The organism is Ralstonia sp. 110700041-2 (genome assembly GCF_056280165.1).
In genome coordinates this window covers 105,941-128,084 of sequence record NZ_JBSFAI010000018.1, presented here as the reverse complement: position 1 = coordinate 128,084, position 22,144 = coordinate 105,941, and the positions used below count along the sequence as shown (strand labels likewise).

At 61.6% G+C, this 22,144-nt stretch carries 17 protein-coding genes and 1 pseudogene; 11 read left to right on the top strand and 7 right to left on the bottom strand.

Going from position 1 to position 22,144, the window contains the following annotated elements:
* Positions 1–106 precede the first annotated feature (106 nt).
* A complete protein-coding gene (gene ftsH / locus ACUXH0_RS23360) occupies positions 107–2,050 on the top strand; it encodes an ATP-dependent zinc metalloprotease FtsH (protein ID WP_024542056.1) in 1,944 nt (647 codons plus the stop codon).
* Here ftsH and ACUXH0_RS23355 read toward each other — a convergent pair.
* Entirely contained in the window at positions 2,042–3,328 is a 1,287-nt protein-coding gene (locus ACUXH0_RS23355; RefSeq protein WP_182594682.1) for an erythromycin esterase family protein, read from the bottom strand. The two genes, ftsH and ACUXH0_RS23355, sit on opposite strands and share 9 nt — an antisense overlap.
* Positions 3,329–3,595: 267 nt before the next feature.
* On the opposite strand from ACUXH0_RS23355, the gene ACUXH0_RS23350 reads away from it, so the two are divergent.
* Positions 3,596–4,096: a BCAM0308 family protein gene (locus ACUXH0_RS23350; protein WP_009241741.1), complete on the top strand. Its 501-nt coding sequence runs from the start codon at positions 3,596–3,598 to the stop codon at positions 4,094–4,096.
* Positions 4,097–4,228: 132 nt separating this feature from the next.
* On the opposite strand, the gene ACUXH0_RS23345 is transcribed toward ACUXH0_RS23350, so the two are convergent.
* A complete protein-coding gene (locus ACUXH0_RS23345) occupies positions 4,229–5,161 on the bottom strand; it encodes a 1-phosphofructokinase family hexose kinase (protein WP_012430391.1) in 933 nt (310 codons plus the stop codon).
* Positions 5,162–5,370: 209 nt separating this feature from the next.
* Between ACUXH0_RS23345 and ACUXH0_RS23340 the strand changes: the two genes are divergently transcribed.
* Both ACUXH0_RS23340 and ppsA read left to right on the top strand, forming a co-directional pair.
* On the top strand, positions 5,371–5,634 hold the full coding sequence (locus tag ACUXH0_RS23340) for a hypothetical protein (protein WP_004634091.1): 264 nt from the start codon (positions 5,371–5,373) through the stop codon (positions 5,632–5,634).
* Between the two features lie 48 nt (positions 5,635–5,682).
* Entirely contained in the window at positions 5,683–8,082 is a 2,400-nt protein-coding gene (gene ppsA / locus ACUXH0_RS23335) for a phosphoenolpyruvate synthase (RefSeq protein WP_182594683.1), read from the top strand.
* Between the two features lie 27 nt (positions 8,083–8,109).
* Here the strand turns inward: ppsA and fdhF are convergent, their stop codons facing one another.
* Together fdhF and ACUXH0_RS23325 are read right to left on the bottom strand one after the other, a co-directional pair.
* On the bottom strand, positions 8,110–10,770 hold the full coding sequence (gene fdhF / locus ACUXH0_RS23330; protein WP_012430393.1) for a formate dehydrogenase subunit alpha: 2,661 nt from the start codon (positions 10,768–10,770) through the stop codon (positions 8,110–8,112).
* Positions 10,758–11,951, bottom strand: coding sequence for an NADH-ubiquinone oxidoreductase-F iron-sulfur binding region domain-containing protein (locus ACUXH0_RS23325; RefSeq protein ID WP_249262964.1), 1,194 nt, complete (start codon positions 11,949–11,951; stop codon positions 10,758–10,760). The genes fdhF and ACUXH0_RS23325 overlap by 13 nt, the downstream gene beginning before the upstream one ends.
* 1,195 nt (positions 11,952–13,146) lie before the next feature.
* Between ACUXH0_RS23325 and ACUXH0_RS23320 the strand changes: the two genes are divergently transcribed.
* Positions 13,147–14,895: a sensor histidine kinase gene (locus ACUXH0_RS23320; RefSeq protein WP_004634082.1), complete on the top strand. Its 1,749-nt coding sequence runs from the start codon at positions 13,147–13,149 to the stop codon at positions 14,893–14,895.
* Between the two features lie 32 nt (positions 14,896–14,927).
* On the opposite strand, the pseudogene ACUXH0_RS23315 reads toward ACUXH0_RS23320, so the two are convergent.
* A pseudogene (locus tag ACUXH0_RS23315) lies at positions 14,928–15,053 on the bottom strand (LuxR C-terminal-related transcriptional regulator); the annotation flags it as partial.
* Between the two features lie 281 nt (positions 15,054–15,334).
* Between ACUXH0_RS23315 and ACUXH0_RS23310 the strand changes: the two are divergent.
* From ACUXH0_RS23310 to ACUXH0_RS23300, 3 genes are all read left to right on the top strand, one after another.
* Positions 15,335–15,985 (top strand): Hsp20/alpha crystallin family protein, encoded by a 651-nt coding sequence (locus ACUXH0_RS23310; RefSeq protein ID WP_249262965.1) that lies wholly within the window; start codon positions 15,335–15,337, stop codon positions 15,983–15,985.
* A 151-nt stretch (positions 15,986–16,136) separates the two neighbouring features.
* Positions 16,137–16,541: an HPF/RaiA family ribosome-associated protein gene (locus ACUXH0_RS23305; protein WP_235201970.1), complete on the top strand. Its 405-nt coding sequence runs from the start codon at positions 16,137–16,139 to the stop codon at positions 16,539–16,541.
* The gene (locus tag ACUXH0_RS23300) at positions 16,538–16,786 is read left to right on the top strand and encodes a hypothetical protein (protein ID WP_004634075.1); all 249 of its coding nucleotides are present in this window, start codon (positions 16,538–16,540) and stop codon (positions 16,784–16,786) included. The genes ACUXH0_RS23305 and ACUXH0_RS23300 overlap by 4 nt, the downstream gene beginning before the upstream one ends.
* Before the next feature lie 72 nt (positions 16,787–16,858).
* On the opposite strand, the gene ACUXH0_RS23295 is transcribed toward ACUXH0_RS23300, so the two are convergent.
* Positions 16,859–17,524 carry a hypothetical protein gene (locus ACUXH0_RS23295; protein WP_012430397.1) on the bottom strand — a complete coding sequence of 222 codons (666 nt, stop codon included), beginning with the start codon at positions 17,522–17,524 and terminating at the stop codon, positions 16,859–16,861.
* A gap of 231 nt (positions 17,525–17,755) precedes the next feature.
* Between ACUXH0_RS23295 and groL the strand changes: the two genes are divergently transcribed.
* The 3 genes from groL (at position 17,756) to ACUXH0_RS23280 (ending at position 20,293) form a co-directional block, all read left to right on the top strand.
* Positions 17,756–19,393 carry a chaperonin GroEL gene (gene groL, locus ACUXH0_RS23290; protein ID WP_182594684.1) on the top strand — a complete coding sequence of 546 codons (1,638 nt, stop codon included), beginning with the start codon at positions 17,756–17,758 and terminating at the stop codon, positions 19,391–19,393.
* A gap of 122 nt (positions 19,394–19,515) precedes the next feature.
* Positions 19,516–19,893, top strand: coding sequence for a hypothetical protein (locus ACUXH0_RS23285; protein WP_249262967.1), 378 nt, complete (start codon positions 19,516–19,518; stop codon positions 19,891–19,893).
* A 16-nt stretch (positions 19,894–19,909) separates the two neighbouring features.
* Positions 19,910–20,293 carry a hypothetical protein gene (locus ACUXH0_RS23280; RefSeq protein WP_012430400.1) on the top strand — a complete coding sequence of 128 codons (384 nt, stop codon included), beginning with the start codon at positions 19,910–19,912 and terminating at the stop codon, positions 20,291–20,293.
* A gap of 16 nt (positions 20,294–20,309) precedes the next feature.
* Here the strand turns inward: ACUXH0_RS23280 and ACUXH0_RS23275 are convergent, their stop codons facing one another.
* Positions 20,310–22,127 (bottom strand): adenosylcobalamin-dependent ribonucleoside-diphosphate reductase, encoded by a 1,818-nt coding sequence (locus ACUXH0_RS23275; RefSeq protein WP_182594685.1) that lies wholly within the window; start codon positions 22,125–22,127, stop codon positions 20,310–20,312.
* Positions 22,128–22,144 lie beyond the last annotated feature (17 nt).

The following is a 22,144-nucleotide window of genomic DNA, read 5'->3' as shown; positions in this document are numbered from 1 at the left end:
GGTTGATCCGCATCAACCGTCATTCCGGCTCAGGCACGAACATCAAGGTTCGATCCGGATGCCGGTTGACGCACGACCATGCGAAGGTGAACACGTGAAAGAGAGTATGCAGCCACGGCAGCAAAGGTTCTCGCTCTGGTACGCCGTCATCGTCGCGTTGACCATGCTGGCGTTTCAGACGCTGTTCATGTCCGAGCAGGTCGACACACTCCCCTACAGCGACTTCAAGGTCCTACTGCATGCGGGCAAGATCAAGGACGTCGCCATTGGTGACCAGGACATCACCGGCACGTTCTCGACGGAAGGCGTCGAGGCGTTGCTGACGCAGCAGCAGGTCGATGCCATCCACCGTACGGGCAAGGGCGACCATCCTTTCCAGACCCTTCGCGTGAATGACCCGGCTCTTGTTCAGGAGCTGGAGGCGGCAAAGGTGCGCTTTGTCGGTCGGCCGGACAACAAATGGTTGAGCACCCTCTTGTCGTGGGTTGTGCCTGCGCTCCTGTTCTTCGCGGTTTGGAACTTCCTGATCCGGCGCATGGGCGGGGCCGCCGCAGGTGGGCTGATGGAAATCGGTAAGAGCAAGGCAAAGGTCTACATGCAAAAGGAAACCGGCGTGACCTTCGCCGACGTTGCCGGCATCGATGAAGCCAAGGACGAGTTGTCGGAAATCGTGAGCTTTCTGAAAGAGCCACTGCGGTATCAGCTCCTGGGCGGCAGGATCCCCAAGGGGGTGTTGCTTGTGGGGGCACCCGGCACGGGCAAGACGCTGCTTGCCAAGGCAGTTGCCGGTGAAGCAGGCGTGCCTTTTTTCAGCATGAGCGGGTCGGAGTTTGTCGAGATGTTCGTTGGTGTAGGTGCCGCACGCGTGCGGGATCTGTTCAGCCAGGCCGAATCCATGGCGCCATGCATCATCTTTATCGATGAACTCGATGCCCTGGGCAAGACGCGTGCGTTCAACCTGGTTGGCGGCAATGAAGAGCGCGAGCAAACGCTGAACCAGCTTCTGGTCGAAATGGACGGCTTTGACAGCAACAAGGGCGTCATCATCATGGCCGCGACGAACCGGCCCGAAATACTTGACCCTGCGCTGCTTCGTCCTGGCCGGTTTGACCGTCATGTCGCCCTGGACCGTCCGGACCTCAAGGGGCGAGAGCAGATCCTCAAGGTCCACGCCAAAAACGTCACGCTGGGGGCCGATGTCGACCTAGGCAAGATTGCCGCCCGAACACCGGGCTTTGCCGGCGCCGACCTGGCCAACCTCGTCAACGAGGCGGCGCTTCTTGCGGCGCGCGAAGGTAAATCCGCCGTCGAGACCACCGACTTTGACCAGGCGCTTGACCGCATCGTTGGCGGCCTGGAGAAGAAGAACCGCGTGATGAACGCCACGGAAAAGGAGACGATTGCCTACCACGAAGCCGGCCATGCCATCGTGGCCGAGCACCGCCCCCTGGCCGATCGCGTTTCGAAGGTTTCCATCATTCCAAGAGGCATCGCTGCCCTGGGCTACACGCAGCAGACGCCTACGGAGGACCGCTATCTGCTCAAGCACAGCGAATTGCTGGACCGGCTCGACGTGCTGCTGGGCGGCTACGTTGCCGAGCAGATCGTGTACCACGATGTATCGACCGGTGCGCAAAACGACTTGCAACGCGCCACTGACATGGCCCGCCAGATGATTACCCAGTTCGGCATGAGCGAACAGCTCGGACTGGCGACCTATGAGCAGACGCCCAACCCGCTACTCGCCGGCACAGGCTTGATGCAGCGCGAGCGCAAGGAATATAGCGAAGACACAGCCCAGTTGATCGATGCGGAAGTGCGCAAGGTGTTGTCCGATGCCAGCGCACGCGTGACCGCAACACTGGAAGGCCAGCGTGCCAAACTGGACGCTTTGTCGCGTATGTTGCTGGACAAGGAGGTGGTTGACCGCCACGACCTCGACATGATTCTGGCTGGCAACGTGACCCCAATGCCGCCCCCGAAGGCAGAAGCGGGCTCCCCCGCCAGCGTTCCAGCGCTAGTGCCAGCGCAACAGCCGCATTCACGGTAACAGCGCCGTGGTCAATGGCTCGATGGCGGAGGTTTCGTCCAGATGGATCAGCGCGTCAAACTGGGCACCGATGGCGGCATCGAAGTAGTGCGAGGCGTACTCGGTTTTCGGCAGGTACAGCACACCGATTGCCCGCTCCAGCAGCGGCTCGTGGAACACATCTGCCGCCGTATCGCCAAGCGGCAGGAGGAAGCGATCCAGCCCGGTGCTATGGAACACATGTTCCCAACTGTCCGGCAGCGCGGGGCGCACCCACTTCCGCTCGGCCTCGCCGCCCCACTCGGATGCGGCGCATACATGGCCCGTATAGGTGGTAAAGCCGACAAGCAATGCGGCGCCGCCCACCCGCTCACGCACGAGCTGTCCAAGGTTCCACTCATGCCGGCTGGCGGACTCCGTTGCCCGCGCATCGCCCACATGCGAGTTGTGCGCCCACACGACGACCCGTCCGTCGCCGCCTCGGCGCTGCCGGTATGCAGCCAAACCAAACAGCGTTTGTGCCATGTGCGCATCGCGCAGGTTCCACGTATTGACGCGGTGCCCGAATGATTCGCGGTAGTACGCTTCTGCGTTGACGACGACGATGGCGTTCTGCTCGGCAAAGAAATGCGAGTCGATGGCAGCGATCCCGTCCTGCTCGATCAGCCTGGCCTCGCTTGCCCGAAGCCGACGCAGTTGCTCGACCACCTCGCGTTGCGCTGGCAGCCTCAAACCTGCGGCGGCTTCGTAGCCGTACGTCATGGGTTCACGCACATGGTCCAGTGCCGCGTAGTGCATGCGCGCCACCGCTGCCTGCTCGGGGTCGGTCTTCTGCAGGTATTCGATGACGGCCTCGGCAGACCGGTACAGGCTGTACAGATCCAACCCATAGACGCCCACACGTTCTGAGGCAGCAAGGGCCGTGTTGTGCTCATGCAGCCAGGTGATGAAGTCGAGCATCTCCGGGTTGCGCCACATCCACTCCGGAAAACGCTGGAAATCGCCTAGCGCCTCGGTAGCGGTGTCCGCGCCCTCGCCCTGGACATAGCGGTTGATGCGCCACACGTCCGGCCAATCCCCCTCGATGGCGACAGCGTCAAAGCCGCCTTGCACAATCAACTGCCGTGTGATGTCTGCGCGTGACTGATAGAACTCGCGTGTTCCGTGCGTAGCCTCGCCAAGAAGAACGTAGCGCTTTCCCTTTGCCATCTCCAGCAGGGGGGCGTAGTCGGCAGCGCTTCCGGTGAGGCGGCTGGCCGCTTCGCGGACACCAAGAAAAGGCGTGAGAGGGGCAGACATGGGCGACGGACTCCACGGATGCAGCGGCAGTATCTGCAGTCTAGGCAGCGCTGATACACATTGATTGCGCTATCTCAAGCGACAGGCCGCTCGGCATTGCGGCGCAGCTCGACTCGAGTCTGGCCCGATGAGAGCTGCTGCACGCAGAGTTGATTCAGCCCAAAGTGCATCGCGCTGCGGGAGGTACTCTGAGAGTTGTCCACCGCGACTGCGTTGCAGATTCTGGTCTGCAGCAGGCCGGAGGAACTCGCCCTCATAGGAGTCAACATGAAACAACGCTCTCAATCCGAACGAGTGCGGCCGGCACGCTGGAGCCCATTTGCCGTCGAGCCGATCCACAACCGGTATCGGCAACCCGACAAGGCACCCGCGGCAAGCTGCTGCCCAGTCTGCGGTGCTGTCTACCTCAAGGGCCGCTGGTTATGGCGCAGTCCACCGCCCGGAGCCACTTCGTTGATCTGCTCGGCATGCCAGCGTGCCGCCGACCAGATGCCGGCAGCCCGAATCCACCTCTCGGGGGACTTTGAGGCGGCCCATCGGGAGGAGATCCTGACACTCGCGCGCCACCGCGAGGCAGATCTGCGGGCAGATCATCCGATGGAGCGCATCATGGCCGTCGAATCCACGAGCAGCGGCACTGACATCCTGACGACCGGGTTTCATCTGGCGCGCGACATCGGCCACGCAATCCACCATGCATTCCATGGGCACCTGACATTTGACTATGGCAACGCAGAAACCGAACTGCACGTGAAATGGAGCCGGTAGCGCCGAGGGGGCGTTCCGTAGCGCGCCCAGCCGCCTAGCCGACAGACCGATCATCCATACAACGGATCATCGCCGGCCTTGCGAGCCAAGCGGCGCTTCAACAGCGGTCAATCAGGCCGAGGCAGGTGCAACTCAAGACAATGAGACCTCTGCGTAGCGCTGCTCGATTTCGGCGGCGCTGCCAAGTTCGGTACCGGCATGGCTCAACGCGGCTGCGGCGGCGGCCATGCCGTACCGAAATGCCTCTCGCATGCCTGCATCGCGGTTTAGCGCCCACACCATTCCGCCCACGAAGCTGTCACCTGCCCCAATCGTGCTGAGAATTGACGTTCCGACAGCACCCGAGCGGACAACCTCTTCCTGCGTGACGAGCATGGCGCCGCCCGCACCCAGGGTGAGCGCGACCACCTGCGCGTGCCCCTTGCGGACAATCTCCCGCGCAGTCTGCATGCAATCCGCTTCCGTCTCCAGCGCGTGCCCCGTCAGTTGCCGAAGCTCGTTCAGGCTCGGCTTGATCAGGTATGGCGTATGCGGCAACGCAGCACGCAATGCCGGACCGGCGGTGTCCAGTACGACGCGGCTGCCGCGCGCCTTGGCCCTGTCAATGACCCATGCATAGAAATCGTCGGCAACCCCAAGTGGCAGGCTTCCGCTCAGCACAAGGTAGCGCGGCGCTGGTTGCAGCGCATCGAGGTGGTCCAGGCAGCGCTGCCATTCCGCCTCTAAGACGACCGGCCCCGGCATGACGAACCGAAACTCCCGGTGGCTGCACAGTTCCGTCACGGAAAAATTCTCTCGCGTCTCCCCTTCGATCCGGAGGGCGGCGAACGATAAGCCCTCTGCCGACAGGAGACGCGCCAATCGCTCGGCCACCGGACCGCCGGCAAGGTAGATGGCGAGGCAATCCCCGCCCAGGCGATGGACAACGCGGGCGACGTTGATTCCGCCCCCTCCAGGGTCACAGCGGGCCGGTGCGCAGCGCATCTTGTGCGTATCCGTCAAGCGCTCCACCGACGTGGCGATATCGATTGCGGGATTGACCGTGAGCGTGACGATTTCCGGCATTGCACACCTCCAGGGGACACGACTGGCAGCATGACAGTGCCAACGTGTCCAGGCGATTTTTCTGGGCGCAGGGTAATCGGCCCTCGTTTGATACGGCACAAAACCAGCGCCATCCATCATGCCAGTATTGATTGGACTGGCCGAGTCACCCTTGCTGCTTGTCGTCTCAGGTTGGGGATCGGCTTGAAAATATAGGAGACGCAATCGCCATGAAGACCGCATCACAAAACCACGGGCACCTCACCGCGAAAGAGATCAGAGAGATCATCGGCCCGTTCGAGATGGAGGTGTTGACTCGTATTCTTGCGATTGATCCGACCATCGAGGATGTGCAGATCGCCTACAAGTGGCTTCGCTCAGACGAGCATCTCGTCCGCGGCATGAATATCGAACTCACTGGTAAGGCCAAGACGATCTATGAGCTCCTTGACGCCGAGTTTCCGGACTTCGACGCATTCGGGCATGGCGCCTAGGTTCCTCTTGCAACAATCCGTCGAACCCGCACCGAAAGGGAGGCCGTCATGGTCAACGACACCGCGCACGTTGTCTGGCTCGAAAACCTCCGGCGGACCGATGTTCCACGGGTCGGCGGCAAGAATGCGTCGCTCGGCGAGATGCTGGCCAACCTGGCGGGACGGGGCGTCAACGTTCCGCCGGGCTTTGCACTGACAGCCGATGCTTTCAGGCAATTCATAGAGGCAAATGATTTGCAGCCGGTCATCTTCTCGGCGCTCACCGACCTCGATGACAGCAAACTTTCCCTGGCCGAAGCGGGACTTGCCATCCGACGCGCCATGCTTCGCGGTGAATGGCCAAAAGAGACGGCGCGGGCAATCCGTCTTGCTTACGATGAACTGAACCGCCGAACAGGGCAATCCGACTTGGACGTTGCCGTGCGATCCAGCGCAACGGCCGAGGATCTGCCAGAAGCAAGCTTCGCTGGGCAGCAAGAGACCTATCTCAACATCAAGGGCGAGCGCGCCCTGCTTGACGCCTGCCGGCGCTGCTACGCGTCGCTTTTCACCGACCGGGCGATCAGCTACCGCCAAGCGAAGGGAATCGACCATCTGAAGGTCGCGCTGTCGGTCGGTGTCCAGCGCATGGTGCGATCGGACCTTGGGGGCGCCGGCGTCATGTTTTCCATCGATACCGAGACGGGCTTTGACAAGTCCGTCCTGATCAATGCGGCATGGGGGCTCGGCGAAAACGTGGTTCAGGGAGAAGTCGATCCCGATGAATATGAGGTCTTCAAGCCGCTGTTGTTGGAACCGTCGCTATCGCCCATTGTCGGGAAAAAGCTTGGCGGAAAAAGCCTCAAAATGATCTGCACAACCGACAACGAGCAGCCGACGAAGAACGTCCCCACCTCGAAAGCCGAGCGTGCGGCTTTCGTCCTGAGCGACCACGATATCCTGGCTTTGTCTCGCTGGGCCTGCGTGATCGAACAGCACTATGGCCAACCGATGGACATTGAATGGGCAAAGGACGGGCTCACCGGCGAGGTGTTCGTCGTGCAAGCCCGCCCGGAAACGGTCGAGTCACGTCGTGAAGCCAGTGCGGTAAGGACGTGGCATGTCAAGAAGGCAGGCCGCAAGATCCTCTCCGGTGTCAGCATCGGCGAAGCCATCGCCGCCGGCAAAGTCTGCATCATCGAAAGCCCCAGCGACATGGGGCGTTTCGTCGACGGCGCCATCCTGGTCACCCAGACGACGGATCCGGATTGGGTGCCCGTCATGCGGCGGGCGGCTGCCATCATCACCGACCAGGGGGGACGCACATCGCACGCAGCGATCGTCAGCCGAGAGCTGGGGCTTCCAGCCATCGTCGGCGCCGGTAACGCGACGCATCTGCTGCATGACGAGCAGGAGATCACCGTGTCATGCGCAGAAGGCCGAGAAGGATTCGTCTACGAAGGCATTGCCGACTTTGCGGTCGAGGAGATCGACTTTGGCAATATCCCTGCGACGCGCACCAAGGTCATGCTGAACCTCGCCAACCCGGCGGCGGCGTTTCGCTGGTGGCGGATACCCGCCGACGGTGTCGGGCTCGCGCGAATGGAGTTCGTCGTGAGCAACCATATCAAGATCCACCCGATGGCTCTGGCCCGTTTCGAGACACTCAAGGACGAAGGTGCCAGGCAAGCCATCGCAGCGTTGACGACTGGCTACGAAGATCGCACGGAATATTTCGTCGATCGCCTTGCGCGTGGATTGGGACGGATCGCAGCGGTCCAGTATCCGCACCCTGTCATTGTCCGCATGAGCGACTTCAAGACCAATGAGTACGCGCATCTGATTGGCGGCGCGGAATTCGAGCCTAAGGAAGACAATCCCATGCTCGGATTCCGTGGCGCATCGCGGTACTACTCCCCACGCTACCGGGAAGGCTTCGCGCTCGAATGCCGCGCCATTCGACGCCTGCGCAATGAGATGGGCTTCACGAACGTCGTGGTGATGATCCCTTTCTGCCGTTCAACAAAAGAAGCGGACCGCGTGCTTGAGGTCATGGCTGACAACGGCATCCATCGTGGCGAAGCCGGTCTCCAGGTTTACGTGATGTGCGAGATCCCATCGAACGTGATTCTGGCAAAGGCCTTCGCGCAACGTTTCGATGGCTTCTCCATTGGCAGCAACGATCTGACGCAACTGACGCTGGGCGTTGACCGTGACTCGGCCGATCTCGCGGCGCTTTTCGACGAACAGGATGACGCCGTCAAGTGGATGATCCAAAGCGTCATTGCGAGTGCTCACGAGGCGGGTGCACATGTCGGTCTGTGCGGTCAGGCGCCGAGCGACCACCCTGAGTTTGCTGCCTTCCTGGTCGAATGCGGTATCGATTCCATATCGGTGAGTCCTGACAGCTTCATCGCGGTCAAGCGCAGTGTGGCTGCCGCGGAGAGCACTGCCGCGAAAGCGCCGTGATACGGACGTCACTCAAACTGGTCCTGATCAGTTGCAGCGCTTTTTCACCCGTACCGCAGTCACCTTATATTCGGGCGTATGCACCAGCCGGTCTCGCACGGGAGAGGTCAATCGGTTGACCAGGAGATCGGCGCGGTGAAAACTGCAGAACAATTGTCCAATCTGCATCGCATGGCTGATATGCAACGGCAGGATCGCGGAACCATACCGGCTTGATACCTCGACCACATCACCTTCGGTAAAGCCGTGGCGTGCTGCATCCGCTGGTGCCATGTCCAGCGTGTCCGACGGCCGTAGCGCTGCGTTCGGGGTGCGGTAGCTCATCGTGCCGGCGTTGAAGTGCTCCAGCACGCGACCTGTGGTCAGAAGAAAGGGATAGTCATCGTCTGGCCGCTCGGGCGTCGGCACATAGGCGACCGGTATCAGAGCGGCCGTCTTGCCGCCGGAAAAACGTTCCCGGTGGAGCACGGGTGTTCCGGTGTGCGTTTCGTCAGGGCACGGCCAATGTAGGTTTTCGCCGTCCAGGCGCGAATACGCCAAGCCGGCGCCCTCTGGCCAGAGCGCGCGCACTTCATCCCAGATCTGCTCGGGGCCGTCAAACTCGAAACCCTCCGGCTTGCCCATGCGTGCAGCCAGCGCTTGGATAATCCACCAGTCGGAGCGTGCCTGCCCAGGAGCCGTCGTGACAGCATGAACACGCTGTACGCGTCGATCCGAGTTCATGAAGGTGCCCTCTTTCTCGAAGGCCGATGCCGCGGGCAGAAACACCGTACCGAACGCCGCAGCCGTCTGGTTGATAAACAGGTCTTGCACAATCACCAGATCCAAGGCGCCAAGCGCGGCAGCCGTTGCGGATGCATTGGCCAGCGAGAGATAAATGTCGTAGCCCATCACCCACAGCGCCTTGAGCCGCCCCGCCTGGGCTGCATCCATCATTTCTACGACATTCAGCCCGCGCGTGGCGGGCAGTTTGGCACCCCACACCTGTTCAAAGCGCGCGCCCGCCTGGCCAATGGACTGGGCGCCGGTGAGGGTAGCCGGGTCGCATCCCATCTGTGCTGCGCCCTGTACGTTGTTCTGCCCACGCAATGGATTGATGCCGCTGCCCGGCCGACCGAGATTGCCCGTTAGCAGCGCCAGGTTGATGAGTGCCATCACCGCTTCGCTGCCTTGCAGGTGTTCGGTTACGCCCAGGCCATGAAAACACATGGCGGGCTGCCCTTTGGCGTAGATTCTGGCGGCGGCACGAATGGCCGGAGCCGACACGCCACATCGTTCGGCAACGCTCTCAGGAGCGTAGTCCGCGACATGCGCAGCGAAGGCATCGAAGCCGATGACCCTCTCGGACAGAAACGTGCGATCAACCCACCCTTCCTCGATGATCGCGGCGGCCAACGCGTTGAACAGCAGCACGTTGCTGCCAGCGCGCACTGGCAGATGCACGTCGGCCAACGCCGCCAGTTCTGTACGGCGCGGGTCGATGACCACGAGCTGCGCTCCCCTCGACACGGCCTGCTTGATGCGCGCTCCGACGACCGGATGATTCTCGGTCGGGTTCGCGCCGCAGATCAGGAACGCGCTCGCATGCTCGATATCATCGAAGGTGTTGGTGGCTGCGCCAATGCCAAGCATCGTCTTCAGCGCTTTCGCACTGGGGGTATGGCAAACGCGGGCGCAACAGTCGACGTTGTGCGTGCCCAGCACCACGCGGGCGAACTTCTGTGCCAGGTAGTTCTCCTCATTGGTCGCACGTGACGATCCGAGTACGCCAATGGCATCCGCCCCGTTTGTGGCGATGATGTCTTGCAGCCGTGACGCCGTGAAGCCAAGCGCCTCATTCCACCCCACCGCTTGCCACCTTCCATTACGCCGCAGCATCGGTTGGGTGACACGGTCTGGGGCGTGGTTGTACTCGAACGCATACCGCCCCTTGAGGCAGAGATGCCCGCGATTGACGGGGCTATCGGCAGGGCGCACCACGACTACGCGGCCACCGGCCGTTCCAACTTCCATTTGGCAGCCGACTGCGCAGTATGCGCACGTCGTACGGGTCCAAGCCGTAGGCTTGACGCCGGACCGTTTGTCGAACAAGGCTCCGCTGGCACAACTGTCTACACAGGCGCCGCAACTGACGCACCCCGCTGTGAGCAACGTAGGCCCCTTGCCGATTGCAATGCGCGTCGTATCGTCGCGCCCGATCGTCTCCCAGATGAATTGCCCTTGCACTTCCTCGCAGATGCGTACACAGCGGTCGCAATGGACACAGCGTTCCATGCCGACGCCAAGGTAGGGATGGCTGTCATCTGTAAAAAATCCGTCCTCGTGCTTGCCCCCGGGCGGCACACCGTATTCGGCCAGCAGACGGTGGAACGGGTGCTTCGGGTCTGCGGCATACGCCGTTCGCGGATAGCGCGCGGCAATGAGCTCCAGATTCGTGCGGCACAGTGTGTCGAGCGCATGGCTGCGCGTCTGCACGACCATGCCTTCAGCCACTTCGGCTGTGCAACTCGCAACCGGCCGCCGTTGGCCTTCGACCAGCACGAGACACAGGCGGCACGCGCCAGAAGGTGTCAAACGTTTGTCGTGGCACACGTGCGGAACTGCCTTGCCCGCCGTCGACAGCGCGTCGATCAGCAAGGCGCCTTCCGCCACCTCCAATGGGCTGCCGTCGATCGTCAGTCGCACCATGCTTGCAGCTCCGACGGATAGTGGCGGCGCACAGACTGGACAAACTCGGCCAGCCCCCGGCCATGTCCGCACAAGCTGGTCGCCGCCAATGCGTCAATCAACCGGCGAAAACGGTCCGCATCAACTGGCAGACGGTTGGCCGCCGCATCCGCCATCGCTGCAAGAATGGGCGTACCAAGATGACAGGGCGTGCACTTGCCGCATGACTCGCGAGCGCCGAAACGCAAGACCTGGGCAACGATGCGCGGGATGGACGTGTCGTCGGCAAACGCGATGACGCCGCCATGCCCCACGGCGCAATCGATGGTCTGCATCTCTTCGTAGCCGAGCCGGGTGTCGAGCAATGTCGGTGGAACGATGCCGGCCAACGGCCCACCGACCATCAGCCCATTCAGCTTGCCACGACGCAACCCTTGCCCGAGCTGCTCGACGACGTCCGCCAGACTGATGCCGAACTCGACTTCGTAAAGCCCAGGGCGGCGAAACAGAGAATTCAAAGACAACAACTTCGTGCCTCGGCTGTTGGAGAAGCCTAGGGCGGCATACGCGGCGGCGCCATGGGTCACGATCCAGGGGATCGCGCACAAGGTCTCGACGTTGTGTACCAGCGTGGGGGCGCCAAACAGTCCGCACTCGCTGATCTGCGGAGGCCTTGGCCGCACTTCCGGACGGCGGCCTTCCAGCGCGTTCAGCAGGGACGTCTCTTCTCCACAGATGTAGGCGCCCTGCCCCACGACCAGCTCGAGTTCGAGTGTCGGCCCGAGCCAGCCAGCCACACGCGCCTGTTCCAGCGCATGCGACATGACCCGCACCGCATCCGGGTACTCCTTGCGGATGTAGATGTAGCCGCGTCTTGCGCCTACTGCGTGTGCGGCAATCGCAGTGGCCTCAATGAGGCGGAACGGATCCTCCTCTAGCAGGAACCGATCAGAGAACGCGCCCGGGTCACCTTCGTCGGCATTCACGACCACATACTTGGTTTCGGCGCATGCGCTGGCAACGGCTTGCCATTTGATGCCTGCGGGGAATGCGGCGCCGCCTCGCCCTCGCAATCGGGACGCCGCCACCATGTTCACCAACGCTTGTGGCGCCATCCGTCGAGCTTTCTCGAGCGCTGCCCCGCCGCGGCGATAGGTCGGCAGATCGCGCACGCCACCGCGCAGCACGTTGCCTAACAACACGGCTCGGCTCGCATGTTCGCCCACGTGCGGTCGAATATCGTGCGCGCCGTCACTGGGTGCGTCATAGCACTTGCCAAGGCAGTAGAGCACCGGTGTCTGCGTGGCTGCGGTCTGCCAGCGGTCCGGTCTATCGGCGCGGGCGGCAAAACATGCCAACCCCGCGCAAGCGCACTCGCTGATCGCCGTGTGCTCAAGGTGATAAAAGCCGATTGGAGCTGGATGCCGTTGCCTGGGCATCGTCACGGTCTCGCTGGCGCCTCGGTTCGTGGGCGACGTCGCCGCTAGGGTAGACACGACGTCGCTGCCGTTAGCCTGTTCCGCATCCCTACCCCGCTTATGCCGATGCAGGCGCCTGCGCAGGACGTCTCGTAAGACTGGCTTCATGTTCGTGGCCGCAACGGAAGGACAGAATCATTGTTCGCCAGCCGCGCGGGCGCAGCTTGATGCCAGTCAAGCCGCCGGTTGATGCCAGGCCGCCATGGCGCTCAACATCGGTTGGATTGGCGCTTCGCGCTGCACTTTTCTGGGGGATCGGGCAGGGAGCAATATGCCCCCCGAGGAGCCGTCGATACTCACCCTTGCTCTGACAGAAGTGCCCATGCTGCCGTGTCTGTGCGGAGTTGAGATTCTCGTCTATGCGCGCCTTGTCACGTTGGACGATGTCGTAGCGTATCTCGTGAGGCAACGAGAAGCTTCCCATGACCGATAGACCGGGTCTGCTACGCATCCGATAGTCATGCAGCGCAGCGGCGTTTCGATCCCGCGGCTCTTACCATGGCAGGTTTCCCCTGTCCGTGCTCCGTCGATGTAGTGGGCAGACAGCCGCAGGAAGCTTGCTACGTGGATTGCCTTGATTTCGCTCGACATGAAAATGGACTCGCGTTTATACAGCGGAAAGGTGCTTACAGCCGGCGGCTATCTTGGGGCTCAGCCGGTTGATCAGGCAGCGATCGTGCGCTCGACTTCATTGATCGCTTGAGGACGACCAACGGGATATCTGCGCTGCCTCATATTGATACGCTCGCTTGCAGGCTAAGGTTGAACACTACAGAGGCGAGTCAAGGCGTGTACGCCTGATAACGCTCCGCATGTCAGGAAAGCCTGACAAGTTTCGGTGCCCTCGCAGAGACGTCCAGCACCACATTCCGTGTGCGAGCGCGCCGCGCGCACCGGTTCCAGTTATTGGAGAGTGATCTTGAGCGACCCAGGGAGCAATCCCCGCATCTTCCTGTCGACCGTCTTGCCCCGACCCAATCAGCAGCGCCTGGTCACGGCAGTGATGCTGGCGTCCGTCGTGGTCTTTGTGGCCGTATTGCCGTTTGCTCAATGGCAGCTGGCGCCGGTCTGGGGGTTCATTCCCGTCTATGAATCCGCGGTCGTCATCAACGACCTTGTCACCGCTGCGATGCTGGTCGGGCAGTTCACCCTGCTCCGCTCTCCAGGATTGCTGGCCCTGTCATCGGGCTACTTCTTTACCGCCACGGTCGCGGCGGTGCACATGCTCAGTTTCCCTGGGCTGTTCTCTGCATCGGGGCTTTTGGGTGCGGGCCCGCAAACCACAGCGTGGCTTTACATGTTCTGGCACGGAGGGTTTCCACTGTCCCTGATCGGCTATGCCCTTCTGCAAGAGAACGAGCGAATACGGCGTATCAGGTTGTCGCGCGCCGTCTCTCCCGTTCTATGGGCTGCCGGCGCCGTGCTGCTTTTGGCTTATGGGCTGACTGCGCTGGCGACCCACCCGTCTCTCCTGCCGGCCATCATGCGCGGGAACGGATATACCGGCGCCATGTCAACGACAGTCAGCATTGTGTGGATGCTGAATGTGCTGGCCGCAGCAATTCTGTGGCGGCACCGCGGCCACTCGTTGCTGAATCTATGGTGTACGGTGGTCGCCGTCACCTCGGCATTTGAGGTGGCACTTTCTGCCGTGTTCAACCACGGGCGGTTCGATCTCGGTTTTTACGCCGGCCGCGCCTATGGTCTTGTCGCTTCCGGCTTTGTTCTGGTCGGGCTGATCATCGAACATGCCAGGCTTTACGCCATGCTGGTGAAAGCACTGGATAACGAGAGCGCGGCGCGCGCAGGCGCCTTGGAGAAAACGCAACAGCTGAACGCGGCGAACGAGCATCTCGAGCAGCGCGTCAAAGACCGCACCGCCCAACTGAGCGCTACGAACAGCGAGCTTCGACAGGAAATCACCGAGCGTAAGCGTGCCGAGCAGGCGCTCGAGCGCTCGAGAGAGGAATTGCGTGAGCTGGCAGCGATCAGCTCAAGGGCACGTGAGGAAGAGCGGCGGCGCCTTTCACGCGAGCTTCACGATGAGCTTGCCCAATCGCTGGCAGCGCTTAAGGTCGACATGCAAATGTTGGAGCACAAGCTTGATGCCACGAACGCGCCGGTTGCCGAACGCTTGAGCGCAATGGAACACGCCGTAGATGACATGATCCGAGCGACACGTCGTCTCGCGTCCGATCTGCGCCCCTCCATGCTCGATGATCTCGGCCTCGTACCTGCGTGCAGATGGCTTGTCGAGTCGTTTCAACGGCGGCACCGCATTCATTGCGAACTGAAGATCGTACCCGGGCACTTGGAACTTCCCGAGCCTTTTGCATCCACCGTATATCGTGTCCTGCAGGAGTGCCTGGCCAATGTAGCGCGCCATGCCGGCGCGTCGGCTGTACATGTACGGCTGCTCTATGAGGCGTCCATCGTCCAGCTTTCCGTGCAGGACGATGGCATCGGTTTTGACCCCGCGCATCCGAGAAAGGATCTGTCTTTCGGGCTTGTGGGCTTGCGTGAGCGCGCCTATCTTGTGCGCGGCAGCTTAAGCATCGAATCGTCGCCAGAATCCGGAACGTTGATCGAACTCACCATTCCGCAAACGATGGTCACATCTCCGCAATTGCCGCTGCCAGCTCCCGGTGCCGAGCCCAAGGCAATGTAATGACATCGCCGCGGCGCTCGCTCCGGCCAGCCTCATGCCAACCCGTGGCTGAGCGCGTACCGAATCAGGGCGACGTCATTTGGCAGGTTCATCCTTTCAAGAATGCGAGCCTTATAGGTGCTGACCCTCTTCTTGCTGATGCAGAGATCGTGCGCGATCGCTCAGGATCCGACCCAATCCCTCACGAAAGACGGCATGGTCGTCCGCTATCAGCACCTTGATCATCGCGTGCCCCCTGGATCTGTGCTTCCACTCTTGCATCGTAGGTGGCACGGCGAATCCCATCCAACGCTTGGCACATGGCCTTCTGATCGAGGTCAGGAACGTGAATGCGCGCTGTTTTGGTGGCCCGACGGGACCAAAGCTCTCGTCAATACCGCTCGGGCAAGGGCGAGATCGTTTGCGTGATCGCCGGTGAAACGCAATGCGCACACGGGCCATGAGCCGAAACATCGACGGCATAGAACGGTTGATGCCCATCAAGATGTTGTTCGCATCTGCGTCCAGAATGGTTTCTCCCCGAACCCGCATAGGAGAACGCATCATGGCTGAATCCGATACCAAGCTTCCCGTGAAGACCGGCACGGAAGCATCGACCAAACAAGCCGGTGGCATGCAACCCTGGCGCGCATTCGACAACCTGCGGCAAGAGGTTGCACGTGTCTTCGATGATTTCGACCGCGGATTTCATCTCTTTCCGTTTCATCGCGCGGCGCTGGATATCGCGCCGTTCTGGCGGCGCGAATGGGCATTGACGTCCGCGCCCGCAGTAGACGTTGTCGAAACCGATAAGGCTTACGAGATCAAAGCCGACCTGCCTGGCATGGAAGAGAAGGACGTCGAGGTCAAGCTGGTCAACAGCGGCTTGACCATCAAAGGCGAGAAGCAGGAAGAGAAGGAAGAAAAACAAAAGGACTACTACCTGCATGAACGCCACTTCGGGGCGTTCGAGCGGTCATTCCGCATGCCAGACGGCGTCGATACAGACAAGATCCAGGCCAGCTTCAAAAACGGCGTATTGACGGTGACGCTGCCCAAGACGGACGCGGCGCAGGCGGCTTCCAAGACCATCCCCGTAAACGGGGGCTGATGTAACGGACGGCATATCGCAAGAACGGCGGAGGACGGATGGCTGCAAATCGCTGCACGATTCGCCGATTCTCCGCTGCGCCGATCCTGGTCTTACTCGCGGCCCGCGCGCCTACGTTCCGGCCGCGTCATCCGGTTGACAGGATGCGACCTTGAAGTTTTCTGCTGCCCTTGAAGACGTGGCAGCGCCCGACATTGGGTCAAGGAGTGTGAGCGTGACCTTGCCATTGGACATTTCATTTCGGGACTTTCCTTACTCCAAAGCGATTGAGGATGCTGTCATCGAACAGGCGAACAGCCTTGCCAGGTTTCAAGCGGAGATCGCACGTTGCCGCGTCAAGTTGATTCAACTGCCTCGACAGCAGACACCCATCCAATCCGTCAGGGTTCATATTGATGTGATGACACGCCACGATAGCCACCTCTCGGGCCATGCCTCCGGCGAGGACGCCCGAGCGGCACTTCGCGAAGCGTTCAGAGAAGTCGAGTTCGCGTTGCGACGCGAGATGGTACGTGGGCAATCGAAAGCAACCATCGCAGCCAAGGGGGGCATATGAGCTTGACCGTTCAAGCCGGGCGGGGTTGGGTGGATGTTCGTACAAAGCGGCGAAGCGACAAGCGCTGGGAATGCGAGTGCCGGTTCGTGTCGCCCGGTGGAAAATGCTCGTCCTGGATTTCCGCCGCTAGCGCTGAAGGCTACGTTTCCCGCGAGCTTGCCTTCAGCGCGGGTATCTTGCTCGGCCGGGAGCTTGCTGCGCGCTATGCCGTATTGACTCCGGTTGAAACCACCACGTATCAATGAAGTGGCAGGGCGAAGAATGCCGGCGCCATGCATGCTTCGCCATCCTGAAAAACACATCGTTTGCCGACGTCGCTACCGAGTCCTTTGGCGGGGCCAAGTCATCGTGCGCACGATCGCTCCATGTGCCGGCACCACAAGCGTGCCCTGACGTACCACACCGTTATAAGACGCACTGACTTGGTACTTGCCACGCGGCAGGCGAGCGTAGAGCAGCGGGCCTTCCGTTACGACCACCAGGGACACCGCCCCGTCTGCGGAACGAATACGGGTGTCGACTTCTGAAACGTACGCCCCACCTTGCTCGATGAACGTCAAGCGCAGGTTGTAGTTCGCTGCAACGCCACGCATTGCATCCACCGCATCCTGCCCGACCCCACCTGACACATAAGCCACGCCTCCTTGCACATGTGGCATGGGACGCACGGCAGAAGCATCTTCATTCAGACACCCCTCCTCGTACATGGCCCGCCACGATCGCCTGTTCATCGTGCCGCCGGGCATCCCTCCTCGTGCACGGCCGCTCATCCGATCCGACTCGTTCAAGCCGTGAATATCCTGCATGCGCTGCATCAACGCACGGCGTTCTGCCGGTGTCCGGGCATTGCGCATCTGCGCGCAGAAATCGGGGCTCGGATGGTGTAGTGGCTCGGGGGTGGGTGCCTGCGCCAATGCCGCGTGTGTCGACACGAGAGACGCTGCAACCAGCGCAGCCCGCAAGAGGTTCTGTAACCGCAGCATGATCGGCTCCTCCTTGAGAATCCGTTCGCTTCCCTCACCCCACAATGGTCGATGCGCACCGGAGCGCGTTGATATGGCGCAACCTTTGATCCAGCCCAACCCCGCGCCCTCCGTCATGGCTAACCTGAAAGACAACAGCCCGTGCGTGGCGTGCAATGCCGGCGGCGGCACCTTCTGTTTCTGTAAGCGAAGCCGCACGCCACGGCACACCCGACCCAATGTGAGTTGACCATGACAGCCAGGACCCTCGTCTTCCATCAAACCGCCCGCAGGATGATGCTCAACGGAATCGACCTGTTGGCCAGGGCCGTCAAGGTGACGCTCGGGCCTGGTGGACGCAACGTGATCATCGAACGGCCGGGCATGACGCCCATGGTCGCCAACTCCGGCGTTGTGGTTGCACGCTCCATTGCACTGCGCGAGCCATTTTCCGATATGGGCGCTCGGCTGCTGTGCGAGGCAGCGGCGCGCACCAGCGAGGTCGCAGGTGACGGTACGACCACCGCCACCACGTTGGCGCACGCCATCGTGGCCGAGGGCGTGAAATACGTAGAAGCCGGGCACGACCCGATGCAGCTCAGGCGCGGCATTGAGGCCGCAGGCGCCGTGGTTGCGCAACAGCTCCACGACATGGCACGCCCCTGCACGACCGTAGACGAAATGCGGCAGATCGCCACGATTTCCGCCAGCGGCGACCAAACCGTGGGCTCGCTGGTGGCGCGCGCGGTTGAACAGGTCGGCAAGGACGGCGCTATCAGCGTGGAAGACGGCTCGAGGCTTGAAGACCAGGTCGAGATCGCGAAAGGCGCGCGCGTGGACCGCGGGTTTCTCTCGCCGTTCTTTGCCACCACCGAAAGCCGGGCCGTCGTACTGGAAGAGCCCCGGGTGCTGTTGTGCGATGCCACGATCGGCTCAATCACCCAGCTGCTGCCGGTTCTTGAAGCCGTGTCCGGTACCGGCAAGCCACTACTGGTCATTGCCAACGAAGTGGAAGGCGAAGCGTTGGCCACGCTCGTCGTCAACAATCTGCGCGGCACGCTCAAGAGCTGCGCGATCCGTTCGCCCGGCTTTGGCGAGTCGCGCACGGAGCAACTGGCCGACCTTGCTGCGCTGACTGGCGCGACCGTTATCTCATCGCAGACCGGCGTTTCATTGGAGCACGCGACGCTTGATCAGCTCGGCCACGTACACCGTACGGAAACCACCAAGGATGCGACCACACTCATCGCGGGCGATACGGCAAAGGCCGCAGTGGAGCAGCGCGTTGCCCAATTGCGGGCACAGCTCAACGAGGCAAAGACGGACTACGACCGCGAGCAGCTTCAGCGACGGCTTGCACGCCTGAGCGGTGGCGTTGCCGTCATCAAGGTGGGCGCGGCAACCGAGGCTGCGTTGCACGAGCGCAAGAACCGCTTCCAGGATGCCCTTCACGCCACGCGTGCCGCCGTTGAGGAAGGCATCGTGGCGGGCGGTGGCGTTGCACTACTCCGAGCGCGTTCCGCCATCGACGCATGGACCGCGCCCAATGCCGAGCAACAAGCGGGTTCCCATATCGTGCACACCGCCCTGGCCGCGCCGATGCTCCAGATCGCAGCCAACGCAGGAGCCGATGCACAGGCGGTCGTTCACCAGGTGCTCTCCGGTGAGGGATCGCACGGCTACGACGCAGCGTCCGATCGTTATGGCGACATGCTGGAGTTGGGCGTTGTCGACCCTGTCAAGGTGGTGCGCACCGCATTGCAGAACGCCGTGTCGATTGCCGCCCTGTTGTTGACCACGGATTGCATGATCGCCGATGTGCGGGAAGGCTACGTTGACCGGTCGGATGAAACTTCAAACTCGACCATGTTCAACGCCGGATACGCATAGCAAAGACAATCCGGAGCCTTTCGAAGGCTTCTGGCGATGGCTCCAGCTTTGCTCACGATCAAATGCGCTTCCGAGCCGTCTACTACAGTGGTAGCAAGACGCTTCGACACACCGAGTTCGCCATGATCGCTCAAGCATTCGTCCATCCTCCGTTCGCAAAAGCGGCACCCCTTGAGCCCATGAACGAAGACGCGTTGGCGACGGCATTTCTTCCGGTAGCCAGTTCCAGTCTGCTCCCTGATCCAGCGCTTGCCGTGCTGGCAAAGACTGCCGTCCATTGGTTTGCCCCGCGATCGGCGAGCGAAATCCATGTCAGCGCGGAGCACGGTCGCATTCGCATGGCCGGCCACGTCGGCAATGCCAGCCCGCTGAACTCTCTGAAGAGGGCCCTGCTCCGCTTGCCAGGCGTCGGCGGCCTGGACATGACGGTTACGGTGGAAGCCCTCACCAATCCACTGAGAACGTATCCCGCCGCCCAACAGCGTCAACACGTCGGATAACCGGGAGCGCGCAAACATGCGTACGACATTTTTCTGTGCGACCGATTGCCCCTGCCCGCAGATTGCCTTCGATACGACGTGCCCAGAGTCGGTGGAGGAGATTCTCCGGGCGTACGCTGCGCTCTTCTGGTTCAACCTCTACCTCAGGTGCCCCGACTTCTCCACCGCGGATGGCATGTTTCCGCGAGATCCAGACACTCGCCAGAAGTATCTGGCTGTGCATTCGAAAGTCTTCACACACTGGGCCACGGCGGCCAATCGCATGGGCATCCCCACCACCCGTTTTCGTGATATCTGCGCCAATGTGCGCGCGGCATGGATTGGACCGGACGACCCATTGCGCCCCTGCCGTTCACGCGCCGACGTTCTGTCGGACCACCCAGAGCTCGATCTGGATTAAGCGCTGGCTGGGTTGCTCAACAGAAGCACGTGAGGCGACCGTCCAATGGGGGCAGCTCGGAGAGCACGTCGTCCGGACCGGTGTCCGGCCTGAAGATCGTGATGCCTTTGAGTCGCAACTGCCATGCGTGAAAGAGCAGTGCCGCAACCTGTGCGCACGACGCGCTGCACGGAAGAAGGACCGTCTTTGAAATGGATGCATCAACAAACGGTTGCAGCGTCGCCACCATGCGCAAGTGGTCGAGCCCATCAATCTGCCTTGCGGTGACAAAGTAGCCGGGCAACGCTGCACGCTGTCCGTACAGCGCCCGGAAAAGCCTGTAGGCGCGGTTCTCAGTACGGTAAAGCTGCGGCGCGCGATGTTGGATACGCACGCGACGCTGATACACCCAATCGAACGCAGGTTCGATACCACTGGAGCAGTTATCTCCGAACGCCAGGCTTACGCTACCCGTTGGTGCCAGGGAGAGGAGGTGGCTATTGCGCAGTCCGTGCTTTGCGACAGCTTCGCACACGGCCTTGGGCAATGCGGCGCTGAAATGTCCGGGAGCAAGACTGCGTTCCGGACTGAACAGCGGATAGGGCCCGCGCTCGCATGCCAATGCGGCCGAAGCTGCGTAGGCGCTATCACGCAAGCATCGCCCGATCTGAGCGGCGAAGCATCGTGCTGCCGGAGCGTCGTATGGCAGGCACATCATTGTGAGAGCATCGGCAAGGCCGGTCACGCCTACGCCGATCCTGCGTTTGGCCTGGGCCTCGTGCATATGCTCAGGCAACGGCCAGCGTGTGATCTCGATCGCGTTGTCGAGCATTCTGACTTGAACACGCACCGCCCGGCTCAGGCCGACGAAATCGAACAGTGGTTGACCGCCCATTCCAAACGGCCACTGCACCCACCTGGATACATCAATCGGCCCCAGTACACAGCTGCCCCAGGGCGGCAATGGTTGTTCTCCACAAGGATTGGTTGCGGCAATCGTCTCGATCTCGGCAAGGTCATTGGCAGCGTTGATCGTATCGATGAACAGCAGACCCGGCTCTGCACTGTGATGCGCGGCTTCCGCGATCATGTTCCAAAGCTGCCGTGCGGGAACGACTGCGTAGCACCACTTGCCGTTAGACAGCGCGTGGGCGCCTGTAGCCAGCCGTTGTGCATTGGGCACTGCTCGATGCTGCAGGCACCAGAGACCGTCATCGGCAACCGCTCGCATGAACGCGTCGGTAACGGCAACCGATAGGTTGAACGTTGCCCAGCGCCTGCGCCCACGTTTGGCAGTAATGAAAGTGGCCAGGTCGGGGTGGTCACAGCGCAGAACGGCCATCTGCGCGCCACCTCGCGTGTTGACGAGCGCCTGCGTTGCGCATACCCGATCAAATGAGTCGAGGACGGCACAGACGCTTCCAGTTCCGCTGTTCGACGTTGCCTGCTCAGCATCAGCAGGGGCGATGACCGAGAAGTCGTAGCCGACCCCGCCACCCATCTGCAAGGTGCGCTGTGCTGCATGCAAAGCGCGTTCGACATCGGAAGCGTCTGCGACGGATTGCTCGCTAGCGCCGATAGGATGCACGAAGCAGTTGACCATCGTCCCGTGATTCGCACTTCCCGCGTTCGCCATGATGCGCCCCGCTCCAATGGCACCTTGCAGCAGATTGGCGTAGAACAAGCGCGTGAAATGCGCGCGCTGGTCTGGCTGCTCTGCAGCGGCAAGCGCATGGGCAACCCGCTTGAATACGTCATTGCACGTCGTTTCGCCGGGCGCAAGATAGCGATCTGCAAGTACAGCGGTACTCAAAGGTGATGGTCCGCCTGGACGGTTCAGAGGCCCTGCCCGCATCGAAGTGCTCCCTTTGC